The 17,491-nt window shown below is 72.8% G+C and carries 18 protein-coding genes and 2 tRNA genes; 8 read left to right on the forward strand and 12 right to left on the reverse strand.

What is annotated here, in order from left to right:
- Positions 1–59 precede the first annotated feature (59 nt).
- Positions 60–2,744 (forward strand): valine--tRNA ligase, encoded by a 2,685-nt coding sequence (gene valS / locus GD880_RS00855; RefSeq protein WP_152229741.1) that lies wholly within the window; start codon positions 60–62, stop codon positions 2,742–2,744.
- Positions 2,745–2,825: 81 nt separating this feature from the next.
- Positions 2,826–4,664, forward strand: a complete 1,839-nt coding sequence (locus GD880_RS00860) for an AMP-dependent synthetase/ligase (RefSeq protein WP_152229742.1) — start codon at positions 2,826–2,828, stop codon at positions 4,662–4,664.
- 108 nt (positions 4,665–4,772) lie between these two features.
- Here GD880_RS00860 and GD880_RS00865 read toward each other — a convergent pair whose 3' ends face one another.
- The 8 genes from GD880_RS00865 to GD880_RS00895 all read right to left on the reverse strand — a co-directional run bounded on the left by GD880_RS00865 (position 4,773) and on the right by GD880_RS00895 (position 13,319).
- Positions 4,773–5,126 carry a chorismate mutase gene (locus GD880_RS00865; protein ID WP_152229743.1) on the reverse strand — a complete coding sequence of 118 codons (354 nt, stop codon included), beginning with the start codon at positions 5,124–5,126 and terminating at the stop codon, positions 4,773–4,775.
- Positions 5,127–5,135: 9 nt separating this feature from the next.
- Positions 5,136–6,590, reverse strand: a complete 1,455-nt coding sequence (locus GD880_RS00870) for an MFS transporter (RefSeq protein WP_226909280.1) — start codon at positions 6,588–6,590, stop codon at positions 5,136–5,138.
- Positions 6,591–6,669: 79 nt separating this feature from the next.
- Positions 6,670–7,896 carry a baeRF2 domain-containing protein gene (locus GD880_RS20550; protein WP_226909281.1) on the reverse strand — a complete coding sequence of 409 codons (1,227 nt, stop codon included), beginning with the start codon at positions 7,894–7,896 and terminating at the stop codon, positions 6,670–6,672.
- A 258-nt stretch (positions 7,897–8,154) separates the two neighbouring features.
- Entirely contained in the window at positions 8,155–9,429 is a 1,275-nt protein-coding gene (gene clpX / locus GD880_RS00875) for an ATP-dependent Clp protease ATP-binding subunit ClpX (protein WP_152229745.1), read from the reverse strand.
- Between the two features lie 123 nt (positions 9,430–9,552).
- The gene (locus tag GD880_RS00880) at positions 9,553–10,176 is read right to left on the reverse strand and encodes an ATP-dependent Clp protease proteolytic subunit (protein WP_152230127.1); all 624 of its coding nucleotides are present in this window, start codon (positions 10,174–10,176) and stop codon (positions 9,553–9,555) included.
- Positions 10,177–10,271: 95 nt separating this feature from the next.
- Complete coding sequence (locus GD880_RS00885) at positions 10,272–10,913, reverse strand: ATP-dependent Clp protease proteolytic subunit (RefSeq protein ID WP_152229746.1); 642 nt, start codon at positions 10,911–10,913, stop codon at positions 10,272–10,274.
- 183 nt (positions 10,914–11,096) lie between these two features.
- Complete coding sequence (gene tig, locus GD880_RS00890) at positions 11,097–12,734, reverse strand: trigger factor (protein ID WP_152230128.1); 1,638 nt, start codon at positions 12,732–12,734, stop codon at positions 11,097–11,099.
- 237 nt (positions 12,735–12,971) lie between these two features.
- Positions 12,972–13,319, reverse strand: coding sequence for a hypothetical protein (locus GD880_RS00895; protein ID WP_152229747.1), 348 nt, complete (start codon positions 13,317–13,319; stop codon positions 12,972–12,974).
- Between the two features lie 119 nt (positions 13,320–13,438).
- On the opposite strand from GD880_RS00895, the gene GD880_RS00900 reads away from it, so the two are divergent.
- The 5 genes from GD880_RS00900 to GD880_RS00920 all read left to right on the forward strand — a co-directional run bounded on the left by GD880_RS00900 (position 13,439) and on the right by GD880_RS00920 (position 16,179).
- Positions 13,439–13,906, forward strand: coding sequence for a hypothetical protein (locus GD880_RS00900; RefSeq protein ID WP_152229748.1), 468 nt, complete (start codon positions 13,439–13,441; stop codon positions 13,904–13,906).
- Positions 13,907–14,214: 308 nt separating this feature from the next.
- Positions 14,215–14,541 carry a WhiB family transcriptional regulator gene (locus GD880_RS00905; RefSeq protein WP_152229749.1) on the forward strand — a complete coding sequence of 109 codons (327 nt, stop codon included), beginning with the start codon at positions 14,215–14,217 and terminating at the stop codon, positions 14,539–14,541.
- Positions 14,542–14,630: 89 nt separating this feature from the next.
- Entirely contained in the window at positions 14,631–15,203 is a 573-nt protein-coding gene (locus GD880_RS00910) for a hypothetical protein (protein ID WP_152229750.1), read from the forward strand.
- Positions 15,204–15,281: 78 nt separating this feature from the next.
- A complete protein-coding gene (locus GD880_RS00915) occupies positions 15,282–15,473 on the forward strand; it encodes a hypothetical protein (protein ID WP_152229751.1) in 192 nt (63 codons plus the stop codon).
- Between the two features lie 328 nt (positions 15,474–15,801).
- Complete coding sequence (locus tag GD880_RS00920) at positions 15,802–16,179, forward strand: DUF4190 domain-containing protein (protein ID WP_152229752.1); 378 nt, start codon at positions 15,802–15,804, stop codon at positions 16,177–16,179.
- Positions 16,180–16,272: 93 nt separating this feature from the next.
- Here GD880_RS00920 and GD880_RS00925 read toward each other — a convergent pair.
- Positions 16,273–16,349, reverse strand: a tRNA-Pro gene (locus tag GD880_RS00925).
- 129 nt (positions 16,350–16,478) lie between these two features.
- On the opposite strand from GD880_RS00925, the gene GD880_RS00930 reads away from it, so the two are divergent.
- A tRNA-Gly gene (locus GD880_RS00930) sits at positions 16,479–16,552 on the forward strand.
- Positions 16,553–16,685: 133 nt separating this feature from the next.
- On the opposite strand, the gene rpmF is transcribed toward GD880_RS00930, so the two are convergent.
- The 3 genes from rpmF to rpmG form a co-directional block, all read right to left on the reverse strand.
- The gene (rpmF, locus tag GD880_RS00935; protein ID WP_152202439.1) at positions 16,686–16,853 is read right to left on the reverse strand and encodes a 50S ribosomal protein L32; all 168 of its coding nucleotides are present in this window, start codon (positions 16,851–16,853) and stop codon (positions 16,686–16,688) included.
- 135 nt (positions 16,854–16,988) lie between these two features.
- Positions 16,989–17,243: a type B 50S ribosomal protein L31 gene (locus tag GD880_RS00940; protein ID WP_152229753.1), complete on the reverse strand. Its 255-nt coding sequence runs from the start codon at positions 17,241–17,243 to the stop codon at positions 16,989–16,991.
- Positions 17,244–17,284: 41 nt separating this feature from the next.
- Entirely contained in the window at positions 17,285–17,452 is a 168-nt protein-coding gene (rpmG, locus tag GD880_RS00945; protein WP_226909282.1) for a 50S ribosomal protein L33, read from the reverse strand.
- Positions 17,453–17,491: the final 39 nt, after the last annotated feature.

Below are 17,491 nucleotides of genomic sequence, written 5' to 3' on the forward strand. Positions count from 1 at the left end.
CCGGCACCGTGACGGGCGTGACGGCGCGCACCGCCGCCGTCATGAAAGAATCGGCCACCATGAGCGAAGCACCCCTGACCGCCGCCGTGCCCGAAGCCGAGTCCCTCCCGGCCCCGCAGGTACCGGACAAGGTCAGCCTCGACGGCCTCGAGGAGCGGTGGAACGCCGCCTGGACGCAAGAAGGCACCTACGCCTTCGACCGCACCGCCACCCGCGAGCAGGTGTACTCGGTCGACACCCCGCCGCCCACCGTCTCCGGCTCGCTGCACGTCGGGCACGTGTTCAGCTACACCCACACCGACATCGTCGCCCGCTACCAGCGCATGCGCGGCAAGTCCGTCTTCTACCCGATGGGCTGGGACGACAACGGCCTGCCCACCGAGCGGCGCGTGCAGAACTACTTCGGCGTGCGCTGCGACCCGTCGCTGCCCTACGACCCCGACTTCACCCCGCCGCACGTGGGCGGCGAGGGCAAGTCGATCAAGGCCGCGGACCAGGTGCCGATCAGCCGCAAGAACTTCGTCGAGCTGTGCGAGCGCCTCACCGCCGAGGACGAGCAGCAGTTCGAGGCCCTGTGGCGCCACCTGGGCCTGAGCGTGGACTGGAAGCACCACTACCAGACCATCGGCCGCGACGCCCAGCTGGTGGCGCAGGCGGCGTTCCTGCGCAACCTCGCCCGCGGCGAGGCCTACCAGGCGCAGGCGCCGGGGCTGTGGGACGTCACCTTCCAGACCGCCGTCGCCCAGGCCGAGCTCGAGGCCCGCGACTACCCGGGCTTCTACCACAAGGTCGCCTTCCACAAGAGCGGTGCCCCCGGCGATGTCGTGCATATCGAGACGACCCGGCCCGAGCTGCTCCCGGCGTGCGTGGCGCTCATCGCCCACCCCGACGACGAGCGCTACCAGCCGCTGTTCGGCACCACGGTGACCTCCCCGGTCTTCGGCGTCGAGCTCCCGGTCCTGGCCCACCCGGCCGCCGAGATGGAGAAGGGCGCCGGCATCGCCATGTGCTGCACCTTCGGCGACCTCACGGACGTGCAGTGGTGGCGCGAGCTGCACCTGCCCACCCGCTCGGTGCTCGGCCGCGACGGGCGCATCCTGCGCGACACCCCGGACTGGCTCGCCACCGACCAGGCCCGCGAGACCTACGCCGAGATGGCCGGCAAGACGACCTTCTCCGCCCGCAAGGTCGTCGTCGACGCGCTGCGCGCCGGCGGCGACCTCGACGGCGAGCCCACCCCCACCCAGCGCAAGACGAACTTCTTCGAGAAGGGCGACAAGCCGCTGGAGATCGTCACCTCCCGGCAGTGGTACATCCGCAACGGCGGGCGGCCCCACACCGAGGCCAACGGCCGGGAGCTGCGCGAGAACCTCATCGCCCGCGGCCAGGAGCTCGACTTCCACCCCGACTTCATGCGGGTGCGCTACGAGAACTGGGTCAACGGCCTCAACAGCGACTGGCTGGTCTCCCGCCAGCGCTTCTTCGGGGTGCCCATCCCGGTGTGGTACGCCGTCCGCGAGGACGGCGAGGTCGACCACGACCGGGTCCTCACCCCCGACGAGGCCGCCCTGCCGGTGGACCCGAGCACCGACGTGCCCGGGGGCTACACCGAGGACCAGCGCGGCGTGGCCGGCGGGTTCGTCGGCGAGGTGGACATCATGGACACCTGGGCGACGTCGTCGCTCACCCCGCAGATCGCCGGCGGCTGGCTGCGCGACCCGGACCTGTTCGAGCGGGTCTACCCCATGGACCTGCGCCCGCAGGGTCAGGACATCATCCGCACCTGGCTGTTCTCCACCGTGGTGCGCGCGCACCTGGAGTTCGGCGGGCTGCCGTGGAAGCACGCGGCCATCAGCGGCTGGATCCTGGACCCGGACCGCAAGAAGATGTCGAAGTCCAAGGGCAACGTCGTCACCCCGATGGGGCTGCTCGAGGAGCACGGCTCCGACGCGGTGCGGTACTGGGCGGCCTCCGCCCGGCTGGGCACCGACGCGGCGTTCGAGGTCGGGCAGATGAAGATCGGCCGCCGCCTGGCCATCAAGATCCTCAACGCCTCGAAGTTCGCCCTGACCATGGGCGGGGACGAGCCGCTCGCGCTCGATCCCGCGGCGGTCACCGCCCCCATCGACCGGGCGATGCTCGCCGGGCTGGCCGACGTCGTCGAGACCGCCACGGCGGCGCTCGAGGCCTACGACCACACCAAGGCCCTCGAGGTCTCCGAGACCTACTTCTGGACGTTCTGCGACGACTACCTCGAGCTCGTCAAGGACCGCGCCTACAACCGCGACGGCGCCCAGCCGGCCTCCGAGGCGGCCTCGGCCCGGGCGGCGCTGGCCATCGCGGTGGACACCTTCCTGCGGCTGTTCGCCCCCGTGCTGCCGTTCGCCACCGAGGAGGTGTGGCACTGGTACCGCACCGGGTCGGTGCACCAGGCCGCCTGGCCGGCCGCCGCCCCGCTGCGCGCCGCCGCCGCCGACGGCGACCCCGCGCTCATCGGCGCCACCGGGCAGGCCCTGGCCGCGCTGCGGAAGGTGAAGTCGGAGGCCAAGGTCTCCCAGCGCACCACCTTCGCGCGGGCGCGCCTGCAGCTGCCGGTCGAGAGCGTCGCGCTCGTCCAGCAGGCGCTGGGCGACCTGCGCGCCGCGGGCCGGGTGCGCGGGGACCTGGAGATCCTGGGCCTCAGCGCCGCCGAGCACGCCGAGGTGGTCGAGCACCAGCTCGACGAGCCCGAGCCGCGCCGCTGAGAGGCCACCGCCGCCGCCGGTAACCCGGCGGCGGCGCCATGACGGGCCGCCCGCGGCGGCCGGAAGAGCGAAGGGACCACGATGGCGGAGACCGTCAGCGAGCAGGCGGGCGTGGCGCGCGAGGCATCCACCCCCGGCGTCGGGAAGTTCGAGCCGGGCATGTCGATCCCGGGCATCCTGCGCGAGCGGGTCGCCCGGGACCCGGAGGGCACCATCTTCGAGCGGCAGACCGCCCTCGGGTCGGGCTTCGTGCCCGTCACCAGCCGGGTCTTCGCTGAGGAGGTGCTCGCCGCGGCCAAGGGGCTGGTCGCCCTGGGCGTCCGGCCGGGTGAGCGGGTGGCGATCATGAGCCACACCAGCTACGAGTGGACCCTGCTCGACTTCGCCGCCTGGTCCGTCGGCGCCGTGCCGGTGTCCATCTACGAGACCTCCTCCGCCTCCCAGGTGGAGTGGATCGTCTCGGACGCCGAAGTCAAGGTCGTCTTCACCGAGAACCGGGCCCAGGCCGCGCTGGCGGAGCCGTTGATCGGCCAGGTGCCCACGCTCGAGCACGTCTTCGTCATCGCCGAGGACGCGGTGAGCCGGCTGCGCGAGCTCGGCGCCGCGGTGCCGGACGCGGACGTGACCACCCGCACCGCCGCGCTCGGCCTGGACGCCCTCGCGACGATCATCTACACCTCGGGCACCACCGGGCGGCCCAAGGGCGTCGAGCTGACCCACGGCAACTTCGTCTCCCTGGTGGTCAACGGCTCCGACGACCCCAACTTCTCCATGGTCGTGCGCGGCGCGGGCAAGCGGACGCTGCTCTTCATGCCGCTGGCGCACGTCTTCGCCCGGTTCGTCGAGGTGCTGTGCGTGTACTCGGGCGCCGTCATGGCGCACGTGCCGGACGCGAAGAACCTCGTGGCGGACCTCGCCGCGTTCCGGCCCACCTTCCTCCTCGCCGTCCCCCGCGTCTTCGAGAAGGTCTACAACGCCGCCGACGCCAAGGCCGGCTCGGGCGCGCAGAAGCGCATCTTCCGGTGGGCCGCGAAGGTGGCCATCGCCTACTCCCGCGCCCTGGACACCCCCGCCGGTCCCTCGCGCGCGCTCCAGGCCCAGCGGGCGCTGGCCAGCCGGCTGGTCTACCGCAAGATCCTCGCCGCGATGGGCGGGACGCTGGACTACGCCGTCTCCGGCGGCGGCCCGCTCGGCGCGCGGCTCGGGCACTTCTTCCGCGGCATCGGCGTGGTGGTGCTGGAGGGCTACGGGCTCACCGAGGTGGGCGCCCCGACCACCGTCAACCGTCCCGGCCTGGTCAAGATCGGCACCGTCGGGCCGCCCTACCCGGGCACCGCGGTGCGCATCGCCGACGACGGCCAGGTCATGGTCAAGGGCCCGCACGTCTTCCGCGGCTACCACGGCAACCCGGAGGCGACCGCCGCCGCGTTCGACGCCGACGGCTGGTTCATCACCGGCGACCTGGGCACCCTCGACGAGGACGGCTATCTGCGCATCACGGGGCGCAAGAAGGAGATTATCGTGACCGCGGGCGGCAAGAACGTCGCCCCGGCGGTGCTCGAGGACCGGCTGCGCGGGCACCCCCTGGTCTCCCAGGTGGTGGTCGTCGGCGACGGCAAGCCGTTCATCGGGGCCCTCGTCACCCTGGACGCCGAGATGCTGCCGCAGTGGCTGGCCAACCACAAGCTGCCCGCGATGACCGTGGAGCAGGCGGCCACGGACGAGCGCGTCCTCGCCGCCCTGGACCGGGCGGTCACCCGCGCCAACGAGGCGGTCTCGCGGGCCGAGTCGATCCGCAAGATCACGGTGCTCACCACGGACTTCACCGAGGCGAACGGCTACCTGACGCCGTCGCTGAAGGTCAAGCGCGCCCTGGTGCTCAAGGACTTCGCCGCCGAGGTGGAGTCGATCTACTCCTGACCCCGCCGGCGGGCCGACGACAGCGACCGCTGCGGGACACTGCGAGCGCCACAGCTGCAGCTGTGGCGCTCGCCCTGCAGCGATCGGGGCAGCGGCCGGGCCCCCGAGCTAGGCGCCGGTCGGCGCGCCCTCTCCCGCGAGCGAGTCGGCGATGTCCTCGTGGTGGCGGATGACCTCCTCGACGATGAACTTGAGGAACTTCTCCGCGAAGACCGGGTCCAGCCCGGCGTCCTCCGCCAGCGCGCGCAGCCGCTCGACCTGACGGTCCTCGCGCCCCGGGTCCGACGGCGGCAGGTCCAGGCGCGCCTTGAGGACGCCGACCTTCTTGGTGCAGCGGAACCGCTCGGCGAGCAGGTGGACGAGGGCGGCGTCGATGTTGTCGATCGTCGCCCGGGCCTCCCGGAGCTCCTCGGGGACCTCGGCGGGCTCGTTGCTGCGGTGGATGCCGGGGCTCGTCGTCATGCGGCGATCCTACGTTCCGCGCCCGCCGGGCCGCGGGGGCGTCCGGGGAGCCCCACCGTCGGGGCGCGGGGGCGTCCGGGGCGCCCCGCCGCCCGCGGCGCGGCGCGACGGCAGCAACGCCCCCGCCACGACGGCCCCGGCGAGCAGCAGTGCGGCGCACCACCACATCGCGGCCCGGTACCCGCCGTCGAAGACGGCCGGGTCGGCGTAGTCCGCCCCGGACAGGCCCACGACGGCCGGCAGCGCCGCGACGGCGAGCAGGCTCCCCGCCCGGGCCACCGCGTTGTTGACGCCGCTGGCGATGCCGGCCTGCGCGTCGGGAAGGGCCGCCAGCACCGTGGCCGTCAGCGGCGTGACCATGAGGGTGATGCCGACGCCGAACACCACGACCCCGGGCAGCACGTCGGCCGCGTAGGACACCCCGCCGGAGACCCCGGTGAGCAGCGCCGCCCCGGCGGCCGCCAGCGCCGGGCCGCCCGCGAGCAGCGGCCGCGGGCCGGTGCGGGCCATGAGCGCCCCCACCCGGGGCGAGAAGGCCAGCATGAGCACCGTGAACGGCAGCGTCGCGAGCCCGGCCTGGAGCGGCGTGAAGCCACCGACCACCTGGAGCTGGAGCACCAGGAAGAACATCACCGCGCCCAGCGCGCCGTACACCACGAACGTCATGAGGTTGACGACGCTGAAGGTCCGGTCGGCGAACAGGTGCAGGGGCAGCATGGGGTTGCGGCCGCGGTGCTCGACGGCGAGGAACGCGGCCAGCGCGGCGCCGCCGACGCCGGCCGGCACCCAGCCCCCCTGGATGAGGGCATAGGTGATGCCGCCGAGGGCCACCACGGCGAGCGCGGCGCCGCCGACGTCGAACGGTGGCCGGGCCGCGCGCGGCAGCCCCCCGGACTCCGGCACGTGCCGCAGCCCCAGGACGACCACCACGGCGGCCACCGGGACGTTGATGAGGAACACCCAGCGCCAGGTGATCGTGTCCACGATCCACCCGCCGAGCAGGGGCCCGACCGCGGCCGCCACCCCGGACCAGGCGGACCACACGCCGATCGCCCGGGCGCGGTCGTGGACGGCGATGGTGCCCTGGATCATCGCCAGGCTGCCCGGCGTCAGCAGCGCACCGCCGACGCCCTGCACCCCGCGGGCGACGATGAGCTGCCCGGTCGACTGGGCGAGCCCGCACGCCAAGGACGCGGCCGCGAACCAGGCCACACCGACGAGGAAGACCCGCCGTCGCCCCAGCCGGTCCCCCAGCGAGCCGCCGACGAGGATGAGCGAGGCGAGCGTCAGCATGTAGGCGTTGACCACCCACTGCAGGTCCGCCAGCGCGGCGCCGAGATCCTCGCCCAGCGGCCGCAGGGCGACGTTGACCACGGTGCCGTCGAGCAGCGCCATGGCCGAGCCGAGGGTGGCGGCCAGGACCACCCAGCGTCCTTGGGCGGAGCGCAGGGCGATGTCGGGCACGCCCTCATGCTCCCACGGCGGCGGTCGCCCCCGCGGGCGCGGGCCTCGTGCGCGCGGGTCCGGTAGCCGGCCCGGCCGGCTACCGGGCCTCGGCGGCGGCCCGGCGCCGGTTGTGCCCCTCCCCGCGGTGCGGGTCGGCGCTCTGGGTGAACACCCGGTCGTTCGGGGTGGCCGCGTCGTCCCAGCGCAGCAGCGCCCCGACGCCGTCGGCCAGCCCGATGCTGGCGTCATCCGCCACGGTGATGCCGGCCCCCTGGGCCAGGGCCGCCCGGCCCACCGCGAGGTCGGCCCGGACCTGGTGCGGCGCCGTCGCCCCCAGGTCGATGACGTCCTGCTCGGTGAGCCCGATCTCGAGGGGCCCGTCGCCCACCCACAGCTTCTTGCGGGCCAGGGAGGACGGCGGCCCGGCCACCGTCTCGGTGATGACGAGCTCGCCGACCTGGCCGCGGCGCAGCACCGCGAGCACGTCGTCGCGGCCGCTGACCGCGGGGCCGTCCTGGCCCTGCAGCTGACGCAGCTTGTCGAGGACGTCCTCGCGGCGGCGCAGCCGGTACTGCTCGAGCGCCGCGGCCACCCGGGCGTTGAAGGTCTCCGGCTTGGCGCCCTCGGAGCGCGAGCCCCCCTCGAGCACGACGGCGATCTCGCGGGCCTCGCGTCCGAGCGCGTCGACCACGAGGGTCCGGGCGCGGATGTCGCCGGTGACGATGAGCAGCTCGGGCCGGCGCTCGGCCACCACCCGGGACAGCTCGGCCGCGACGGCCTCGGCGTTGCGCTCCCAGGAGTCCTCCACCCGGGACTCGTACCGGCGCTGGGACCGGCCGCCGACGTTGGCCTTCCGCAGCTCGTCGTGGCCGCCCTCGACGCTGACCTCGCCGTCGCGAGCCGTGAGCGCGGTGGCGGACTCGTGGAGGGTCAGGTCCGCCCCCGAGCGGTCCACGGACGCCAGCAGGTAGCGCACCCGCTCGTCGGCGACCCGGGCCAGGGCGAAGGCGTGGGGACCCTTGTCGTAGATGGCCTCGTCGGCGGCCGGCGGCTGGCTGAGCGTGCAGTCCAGGAGCACCTCGCCCCGCGCCGCGACCAGGACGCGACCGAACTTGCCCGCCGCCTTGCTGATGGTCCGGATGCGCTCGCCCAGGGCCTCGAGCGTGGCGTCGTCGGCCCCCTGCCCCTCGAGGCCGCGCCGCAGGTCTTTCCACCGCGTCAGCACCGCCTGGTCGCCGGTCTCGCTCTCCCGCGTCGCGTCCAGCACGACCGTGGCGAGCGGGATGTCCGTAGGAAGGTCGGCGGTGATCCGGTCAAGTCGCATCGAGCACCTCGGGGTGTGGGATCCGTTCTCGGGTCTCCCCACTGTGCATGACGCGGGCGCCCGCTGCCACCCCTGTTGTGGACCTACTCCGTCCGGTCCGCGGGCGTCACGCCACGCGCGGGTCGGGCCGCCGGGATCGCGCGCCCGGCGGGTGCCCTCCGCGCGCCCGGCGTCTGCCCCCTGCGCGCCGACAGGCGCCTGACGCGCGCCGGGCCGGCACCGCGGAAGCGGTGCCGGCCCGGCGCGGGGTGTCTGGGGTCAGGCGCTCTTCTCCCGCGGGGTGCGCCGCTTGGCGGGCGACTCCCGGGGCACGAGCGTGGGGTTGACGTTCTCGAGGACCACCTCGCGGTTGACCACCACCCGGGCGACGTCGTCGCGGGAGGGCACCTCGAACATCACCTCGCGCAGGACCTCCTCCATGATCGCGCGCAGGCCGCGGGCGCCGGTGCCGCGCAGCAGCGCCTGGTCGGCGATGGCCTCGAGGGCGTCGTCGGTGAACTCCAGCTCCACGCCGTCGATCTCGAACATGCGCTGGTACTGCTTGACCAGGGCGTTGCGCGGCTCGGTGAGGATGCGCACCAGGGCGGCCTGGTCGAGCTTGCTCACGGTGGCCACGATCGGCAGCCGGCCGACGAACTCGGGGATGAGCCCGAACTTGTGCAGGTCCTCGGGGCGGACCTCGCCGAACAGGTCGACGTCGGTGTCGGCCGAGCGCAGCGGCGCGCCGAAGCCGATCCCCCGGCGCCCCACCCGCGCGGAGATGATCTCCTCCAGCCCGGCGAAGGCCCCGGCCACGATGAACAGCACGTTCGTGGTGTCGATCTGCAGGAACTCCTGGTGCGGGTGCTTGCGCCCGCCCTGCGGCGGCACCGAGGCCTGGGTGCCCTCGATGATCTTCAGCAGCGCCTGCTGCACGCCCTCGCCGGAGACGTCCCGGGTGATCGACGGGTTCTCGCTCTTGCGGGCGATCTTGTCGATCTCGTCGATGTAGATGATGCCCTTCTCGGCCTTCTTGACGTCGAAGTCGGCGGCCTGGATGAGCTTGAGGAGGATGTTCTCGACGTCCTCGCCCACGTAGCCGGCCTCGGTCAGCGCCGTGGCGTCGGCGATGGCGAAGGGGACGTTGAGCATCTTCGCGAGGGTCTGCGCGAGGTAGGTCTTGCCGGTGCCGGTGGGGCCGACGAGCAGGATGTTGGACTTGGCGATCTCGACGCCCGAGTCGTCCTGGCCGGTCTCCTTGGCCTGGACCCGCTTGTAGTGGTTGTACACCGCCACGGCGAGGGACCGCTTCGCGGTGTCCTGCCCGATGATGTACTCCTCGAGGAAGTCGTAGATCTCGCGCGGCTTGGGCAGGTCGACCAGCCCGAGCTCGCTGGACTCGGCCAGCTCCTCGTCGATGATCTCGTTGCACAGGTCGATGCACTCGTCGCAGATGTACACGCCCGGACCCGCGATGAGCTTCTTGACCTGCTTCTGGCTCTTCCCGCAGAACGAGCACTTGAGCAGGTCCGCTCCCTCACCCGTGCGAACCACCGGGCTCCACCACCCTCTCGTCTCGTCCCTGCGCTACGACGCTACCGGCCGTACCCGTCCATTCCACACCACGACGCACCGCCTTGTCCTGCCCGCCGCGACGCTGCGCCCGTGACGTCAGGGTCAGGCCTTGGTCAGCGCCGGGGTCTTGCGGGACTCGAGGACCTGGTCCACCAGCCCGTACTCCTTGGCCTGCTCGGCCGTGAGCATCTTGTCGCGCTCGATGTCCTGGCGGACCTGCTCCACCGGGGTGCCGGAGTGCTCGGCGATGGTCTCCTCGAGCCAGGTGCGCATGCGCAGCACCTCGTTGGCGTGGATCTCGATGTCCGAGGCCTGCAGGTAGCCGCCGCCCTCGAGGGAGGGCTGGTGGATCATCACGCGGGCGTTGGGCAGCGCGAGCCGCTTGCCGGGCGAGCCGGCGGCGAGCAGGACGGCGGCGGCCGAGGCGGCCTGGCCCAGGCACACCGTCTGGATCTGGGGCTTGATGTACATCATCGTGTCGTAGATGGCGGTCATGGCGGTGAACGAGCCGCCCGGCGAGTTGATGTACATCGTGATGAGCCCGTCGGGGTCCTGGCTCTCGAGCACCAGCAGCTGGGCCATGATGTCGTCCGCCGAGGCGTCGTCGACCTGCACGCCCATGAAGATGATGCGGTCCTCGAACAGCTTGGTGTACGGGTCCTGCCGCTTGTAGCCGTACGCGGTGCGCTCCTCGAACTGGGGCAGCACGTAGCGCGAGGTCGGCATGGCCGGTGCGGTGGCGGCCGGCAGCTGGCCCGCCTGGGCGAAGAAGTTGGTGTTCACAGGTGCTCCTTGGGTGGGATCGTCGGCCGGGTACCGCGTCACTTGGTCTCGCCGTCGCCGACGGCGCCGCTCGTGCCGCCCCCGCCGGGCACGCCGGCGGACGTCTCGACCACGTGGTCGACGAAGCCGTACTCCAGCGCCTCCGCGGCCGTGAACCAGCGGTCGCGGTCGGCGTCCTTGTTGATCTGCTCGACGGTCTTGCCCGTCTGGGCGGCCGTGAGCTCGGCGAGCGTGCGCTTCATGTGCAGGATGAGCTCGGCGTTGATCCGGATGTCGGTCGCCGTGCCGCCGATGCCGCCGGAGGGCTGGTGCATGAGCACGCGGGCGTGCGGGGTGATGTAGCGCTTGCCCTTGGTGCCCGAGGAGAGCAGGAACTGGCCCATCGAGGCGGCCATGCCCATCGCCACGGTGACCACGTCGGGCTGGATGTACTGCATCGTGTCGTAGATCGCCATGCCGGCGGTGATCGAGCCGCCGGGAGAGTTGATGTAGAGGTAGATGTCCTTCTCGGGGTCCTCCGCGGCGAGGAGCATCATCTGCCCGCAGATCGTGTTGGCGTTGTCGTCGCGCACCTCCGAGCCCAGCCAGATGATGCGCTCCTTGAGCAGCCGGTTGTAGATGTTGTCGGTCAGGCCCATCGTGGCCGTCTCGGTCCTCGCCTGCGGCATCTGCTCGCTCACTGCACGCTCCTTCTGGCCCGGGCGACGCCCGGCCGTCTCGGCCTGTCTGGTCGGTCCTTGGACACTAACGCCGCCCGGCGACAGATCCTTATCCGGAGGGCACCCTTTTCGCTCACGGCGCACGATCCCCCGGATACGCCGCGGGCCCGGCACCGATGGTGCCGGGCCCGCGGTCGCGACGGGTCACTCCGCGTCGTCGGCCTTGGCCTTGGTGGCGGCCTTCTTGGCGGGCGCCTTCTTCGCCGTGGCCTTCTTGGCCGGCGCCTCGGACGCGGTCTGCTCCTCGGCGGCGGTCTCCTTGGCGGAGGCCTTCTTCGCGGCGGTCTTCTTGGCCGGCGCCTCGGACTCCTCGGCGGCGTCGTCCTTCGCGGGCTTCTTCGCCGCGGCCTTCTTGGCCGGCGCCTTCTTCGGGGCGGCGGCCTCGTCGGCGGAGTCCGCCGACTCCGCGGAGTCGGCGGACTCCGGCGACTCTGCGGACTCCGGCGACCCGGCCTCGGCGGCCTCCGCCGCCGCGGCACCCTCGGGGCCGGCCGCGTCGAGCTCGTCGGAGCCGATGTACTCGCTGAGGTCGACGGCGTTGCCCTCGTTGTCCTTCACGCTCACCTGGCGCAGCGCCACCGCCAGGGCCTTGTTCCGGGCGATCTCGCCGGTGAAGGCGCCGATCTGGCCGGTCTGCGCGGCGGCCTGGATGAACTGGTTCGGCTCCATGCCGTACTGCTGGGCGTTGCGGACGAGGAACTCGAGCAGCTCGTTCTGGGTCACGCCCACTTCCAGCTGCTCGGCCAGGGTGTCGAGGAGGAGCTGCTCGCGCAGCAGGTCGGTGACCTCCTCGCGCACCTCCTCGCCGTGCGGGTCGTCCTCGGCCTTGCCCTCCGCCTCGAGGTGGCGCTTGATCTCGGCGTCGACGACGCCGGCCGGCACCGGGAAGTCGGTGGCCTCGCGCAGCTTCTCGAGGAGCACGTCGCGGGCCTGGACGGCGCGGTTGGCGGCCTTGTCGTTGCTGACCTGGGTGCGCAGGTCCGCGCGCAGCTCGTCGATGGTGTCGAACTCGGAGGCGAGCTGGGCGAACTCGTCGTCGGCGGCGGGCAGGTCCCGCTCCTTGACGGCGGTGGCGGTGACGGTGACGTCCGCGTCCTCGCCGGCGTGCTCGCCGCCGGCCAGCGCGGCCGTGAAGGTCTTCGTCTCGTCGGCGGAGGCGCCGATGAGCGCCTCGTCGAGGCCGTCGAGCATGTTGCCGGCGCCGATCTGGTAGGAGACGCCGGAGACGGAGTCCACCTCCTCGTCGCCGACCTTGGCGGACAGGTCGATGACGACGAAGTCGCCGTCCTGGATGGGCCGCTCGACGCCCACGAGCGAGCCGAAACGCTCGCGCAGGGCCGTCAGGCGCTCCTCGACGTCCTCGTCGGCGACCTCGACGTCGTCGACGGTCACCTCCAGGCCGTCGAGCGCGGGAAGGGTGATCTCCGGGCGCACGTCCACCTCGGCCTCGAAGACCAGCTGGCCGCCGGGCTTGCCGGTGACCGCGGGGATCTCGGTGACGTTGATGCTGGGCTGGCCCAGGGGCTTGATGTCGGACTCGGCCACCGCCTGGCTGTAGAAGCCGGAGAGGGAGTCGTTGACGGCGTGCTCGATGACGGCGCCGCGCCCCACGCGCTGGTCCAGGATGCGGGGCGGGACCTTGCCCTTGCGGAAGCCAGGCACGTTGACCTGCTCCCCGATGTGGGAGTAGGCGTGGTCGAGGCTCGGCTTGAGCTCGTCGTACGACACCTCCACGGTCAGCTTGACCCGGGTGGGCTCAAGGTTCTCGACGGCGCTCTTCACTGCGGTGCACTCCACTCATCGGACGATCGGTCTGGGCCCGCCGGTGGCGGCGGGGACGTTCGGGGCCTGTCCGTTCGGCGGCAGACGTCGCGGTGGACAGACCGACCAATGGTAGGGCACGCGGCGGGCACGGGGCATCCTCGCCCCGCTCCCGCATCGGGTCCGCGCGACCCAGGCCGCGGCGGGGTCCAGCTCGCCGGCGGCTCAGGCCGCGGCAGGGTCCAGCTCGCCGGCGGCTCAGGCCGCGGCAGGGTCCAGCTCGCCGACGGGCACCGCGGCGGGGTCGAGCTTCTCGGCGTCCAGCTCGCCGACGGCACGGACGGCGTCCAGCTCGCCGACGGCACGGACGGCGTCCAGCACCTCGGCGGCGGCCGCATCCGCGCGATCGCGCGCCACGAGGTCGGCGACGAACGGCAGCAGCTCCATGAGCTGCTCGGCGCGCGACGCCGCCGGCACGACGTCGAGGCTGGCCCGGGCGCCGACGTACTCGGCCCATTGGGCGGGGCTGATGCCCCGGAAGTAGTAGGTCCCCGCCACCAGGCGGTCGACCTCCTCGGCGTCATATCGGTCATCGGTCGTCAGCACGTGCCGGAGCCTACGAAGGAGCCGGCACGTCCGCGACCGGAACGACGCCGCGACCGAGCCCCGGCCGACGGCCGCGCCGTTCGGGTGGCGGACCCGCCAACAATGGGGAGGATGTCTATATGGACCTAGATCGTCAAATACGGCCGCTCGACATGGAGGTCGGCGACCTGGTGGAGCAGGTCCGCACGACGCCACCCCCGTCCGACCCCCGCGAGGCCGACGAGCTCAGCCTCTTCCTCGACCGCCATCAGGACGAGCCCATCGCCCTGACCGGGTTCGACGGCGAGCAGCTTCCCGTCTCGCCGGAGGTGCGCCAGGTGCTGGCCCAGGCGGCCCTGGCGCTGCGCGAGGGGCGCGCGGTGTCGGTGCTGTCGATCGCGCAGCGCTTCACGCTGCGCCAGGCCGGGGCCCTGCTGGGCCTGGACCGCACGGCCCTGCTCGACCTCGTCGCCGACGGCGAGATCCCGGTCGGCCCCGACGGCAGGATCGCGCTGTCGGACCTCGCCGCCCACCACGAACGTCGCCGGGTCGCCTACCTCGCGCACCTCGAAGAGGTGGCCCGCCAGGCCCTCAAGAACGCCTCCTGACACCGGCGCCGCCCGACGAGGCTCGGGGTCGGCGCGCCGGAGCCAGGGCGGAGACCGGCGGGCGGCGCCACGGCGGCGACCGGCCCGGGTCGCGGAGAGGTGCGCCACGGCGCCGTGCGCCCGGCGGGCAGCGCCGCCTGCGCAGGCCGCGAAGCGCCTTCGCTGACGCGGTTGGGGACGCTTGGCGACGCTTGTTGCTCATTTTCGATTCAAGTATTCCGTGAACTCGATCACCCCGGTTACCGTCACTTGTAGCCAAGGCGCACGCCGCACCCCGCGGCGCGCCGCACGTGCTGCAGGAGGACGTCATGAGGGACCAGTCGTGGGCCGCGCACGCGGCATGCGCGCAGGGTGAGCCGGACACGCTCTTCGTGCGGGGCGCGGCGCAGCGCTCCGCACGCGAGGTCTGCTTCGGCTGCCCGGTGCGCCGCGAGTGCCTGGCCGACGCGCTCGACTCGGAGACCGAGTTCGGAGTCTGGGGCGGTATGACCGAGCGCGAGCGGCGCGCCCTGCTCCGCAGACATCCGGAGGTCACCGACTGGGCGGCCTGGCTGGACGAGCAGGGCGAGGAGATCATCGCCACGCCGCTGCGCCGCGCGCGCCGGGCGAGCAGCGTCGCCTACGCCAGGGTCTGACGGCGGCCCCGGGACGGGACGGAGGGCCTACACGGGGGTCCGATTCCTGCAGTTTCATCGGCTGCAGGAGGTTTGCCATGGTCCATACGATGAGGCCCCCGTTCGCGGCGCCGTTCGGCGCCATCGTGAAGCACACCGAGGCCCGCACCGCGATCGCCGTGGTCCCCCCGGCCATCGGCGACGCCGCCCTGCGCCGGGTCCAGGCCCGGCTCCTGTGGGACGAGTCCCTCACCCGGGTGCTGGTCGAGGTCGCCGTCGTCGGCACGGTGCTCATCGGCGCCACGCTCGTGGGAACCGTCAGCGGTGCCACCTGGCTCTCGTTGCTGGTGATGGCCGGCGTCGGGGTGTGGATATTCGCCACGGGCTTCGGAACCGACGCCCCGGGCCCGATCGGCCGGGCCCTCGCCCCCCACCTCTCGGGGGAGGCAGCGGCGGCGTACGGGCAGGTCGTCCGCGTGACCCTGTCCCACAGGTCGCCCGCGGGCCGGGAGCTGGCCGAGGCGCTCGTCGCCGTCGCCACCACGCCGCTGCCGGACACCGCCGAGGAGCTGGTCCGCTTCGAGACCGCGGCCGCCGTGCGGCAGCTCGCCGAGGACACCGGCGCCGCGGCGGCGGCCGCGCACCACCTGCGGCACCTGGCCGGGCACGCCCAGCTGGTCTGACGGGCCCCTCGCTGCCACGGAAACTGGCGGCGGGCGTCCCGACGTGCGCGATCGCCGTGCGTCGCTACGTTGACGACCATGACGACGCCACCCCAGGAAGCACTGCCGACGCCGTCTCCCGCCGGCCTCGACGGCGCCGCCGTGGTCACCATGCAGGACTTCACGCTGTCGCTCCTGCTGTGGACCGGGGCGCTGGTCACCCTGGCCGCCCTGATGGTGGTCGGGGGCTGGTGGCTCGTCCGCCGCCGCCGGAGCGTTGAGGAGCCGTGACGGCGCGAAAGCACGTCAGCTGCTGAGTGCCGCTCCGGGCGCCCACGCCGCCCGCGCCGCCACGCGGATCAGTGCGGTCCTCGCCGGCGGGGTCATGATCCGCGGTTCGGCACCGCTAGCCTGGGGAGGCTCCGCCTCGGGCCCTCACCGTCGGCGGCGGCATCGCACCGCTGGTCATCGACGCGCCCAGATGGTCGGCGCCGGGTGGTCGCTGCACAGCCGTGACACACGCCGCGCCAGCCGGCACGAGGCGCCGGCGCAGGCGCCACCGTTGTTACGCATCACTCGCAGGTGAAGGGCCGACCGGCCCACGAGCAGAGAGGGACCCATGTCCGAGATCCACCAGGACCCGTCGACCACGCCGGGGCACGGCTACCAGCCGCCGGCGCCGTACGGGCAGCAGGCTCCCCAGTGGGGCCACGGCGCGCCGGTCGCCCCGCCGGCCTACGGGTACTCCGCTCAGGCGGAACAGGCTCGGAAGGCCGAGCAGCTGTCCCTCATCTTCGGCATCCTCGCCCTCCTCGTCTTCGGGCTGGTGTTCGGCCCGCTGGCGCTGCGGCAGGCGAGGAAGGCGGAGGCGGCGGGAGGCAGCGCCACCGCCGGGAAGGTGCTCGGGTGGATCGGGCTCGCCTGCTCGATCGTCGGCCTGGTCGTCTTCGGCATCCTCGCCGGCGGCATCGTCATCGCCGGCAGCGGCGGCTACTGACCGGCCCGAGAAGCCGACCCGTCAGCGTTCGCGCTGAGCGTTCAGCCCTCGGGTGGCGAGGGGCCGCCACCCAGCATGGTCTGCGGCCCCTCGTGGTCGGGATGGACGGATTCGAACCGACGACCTTCCGCTCCCAAAGCGGACGCGCTACCAAGCTGCGCCACATCCCGTTGCGCCACGTCGGGCGCCGCCGTGATTCTACGGTGCCCGGGGCGCTGCCTGGACCGGCTCCCCCGACGCCCGATTGCGGGCCGGGGCCCCGGCTGTGGTTACAATCCGTGTGCGGCTCGTTCGTCCGCGCGGGTGTAGCTCAATGGTAGAGCCTCTGCCTTCCAAGCAGATGGTGCCAGTTCGATTCTGGTCACCCGCTCCATCGCCCCGGCCACATGGCCGGGGCTTTGTTGTGTCGGTGGGCCATGCGCCGCCGGAGCCCTGCCGCCGGCAGGTACGCACGAGCCCCCTCACCTGTTCGGTGAGGGGGCTCGTGCGCGGGTTGCGTGTCGGGGTCAGCCCTCGACCAGCATGCCCTTCTGGTAAGCCTTGGCGAGCCGCCGCGGCACCTTCACCTCGCGGCCCTGAACGCGGACGGCGACGAGCTCGGTCAGCTCCGCCTTCCACTGGGACCGGCGAGAGCGGGTGTTGCTGCGGGACATCTTGCGCTTCGGAACTGCCATGCCCTTGCCGCTCCTTCCGTCAGTAGGGGTTAATTGCCGACGCCTAGCCTCCCATGAGAAGGGGACGCGCGGCCAACCTGAGCATCCTACAGCAGGTGTGACGTTGGCCGCCGCGCCCCCGGGGCGTCGCCTGCGTCACTTCCGCTCGCGGGTGCCGTAGCGCTGGCGGAACTTCTCCACGCGGCCGGCGGTGTCCACCACGCGCGACCGGCCGGTGTAGAAGGGGTGCGAGGCGGAGGAGATGTCGACGTCGACCACCGGGTAGGTGTTGCCGTCCTCCCACTCGATCGTCTTGTCCGAGCGCAGCGTGGACCTGGTGAGGAAGGTGAAGTCTGCGGCGGCGTCACGGAAGACGACCGGGCCGTAGGCCGGGTGGATGTTCTGCTTCATGGCTACTCCTCTGTCCTTGACGACGGCGGCGACCGCCCCGCTCAGCGCTCCTCGCGGAACGCCACGTGCCGGCGCGCGACGGGGTCGAACTTGCGCAGCACGAGGCGGTCGGGGTTGTTCCGCCGGCTCTTGCGGGTGACGTAGGTGTGCCCGGTCCCGGCGGTGGACCGCAGCTTGATCACGGGCCGAAGCTCGGTACGACTGGCCAACGCGCGCCTCACCTTCTTGTCTGCCCGCGGTCGAGAACC

The organism is Georgenia ruanii, assembly GCF_009193175.1.
GTDB lineage: Bacteria > Actinomycetota > Actinomycetes > Actinomycetales > Actinomycetaceae > Georgenia > Georgenia ruanii.

Excerpts from the sequence above, each read along its gene's own strand:
- GD880_RS20550 (WP_226909281.1), bottom strand. The coding sequence starts at position 7,896 with ATGCGACTTGACCGGATCACCGCCGACCTTCCTACGGACATCCCGCTC.
- GD880_RS00920 (WP_152229752.1), top strand. The coding sequence starts at position 15,802 with ATGTCCGAGATCCACCAGGACCCGTCGACCACGCCGGGGCACGGCTAC.
- valS (WP_152229741.1), top strand. The coding sequence starts at position 60 with ATGAGCGAAGCACCCCTGACCGCCGCCGTGCCCGAAGCCGAGTCCCTC.
- GD880_RS00910 (WP_152229750.1), top strand. The coding sequence starts at position 14,631 with ATGAGGCCCCCGTTCGCGGCGCCGTTCGGCGCCATCGTGAAGCACACC.
- GD880_RS00860 (WP_152229742.1), top strand. The coding sequence starts at position 2,826 with ATGGCGGAGACCGTCAGCGAGCAGGCGGGCGTGGCGCGCGAGGCATCC.
- GD880_RS00900 (WP_152229748.1), top strand. The coding sequence starts at position 13,439 with ATGGACCTAGATCGTCAAATACGGCCGCTCGACATGGAGGTCGGCGAC.
- GD880_RS00905 (WP_152229749.1), top strand. The coding sequence starts at position 14,215 with ATGAGGGACCAGTCGTGGGCCGCGCACGCGGCATGCGCGCAGGGTGAG.
- GD880_RS00865 (WP_152229743.1), bottom strand. The coding sequence starts at position 5,126 with ATGACGACGAGCCCCGGCATCCACCGCAGCAACGAGCCCGCCGAGGTC.
- GD880_RS00880 (WP_152230127.1), bottom strand. The coding sequence starts at position 10,176 with ATGCCGACCTCGCGCTACGTGCTGCCCCAGTTCGAGGAGCGCACCGCG.
- GD880_RS00915 (WP_152229751.1), top strand. The coding sequence starts at position 15,282 with ATGACGACGCCACCCCAGGAAGCACTGCCGACGCCGTCTCCCGCCGGC.
- GD880_RS00940 (WP_152229753.1), bottom strand. The coding sequence starts at position 17,243 with ATGAAGCAGAACATCCACCCGGCCTACGGCCCGGTCGTCTTCCGTGAC.
- rpmF (WP_152202439.1), bottom strand. The coding sequence starts at position 16,853 with ATGGCAGTTCCGAAGCGCAAGATGTCCCGCAGCAACACCCGCTCTCGC.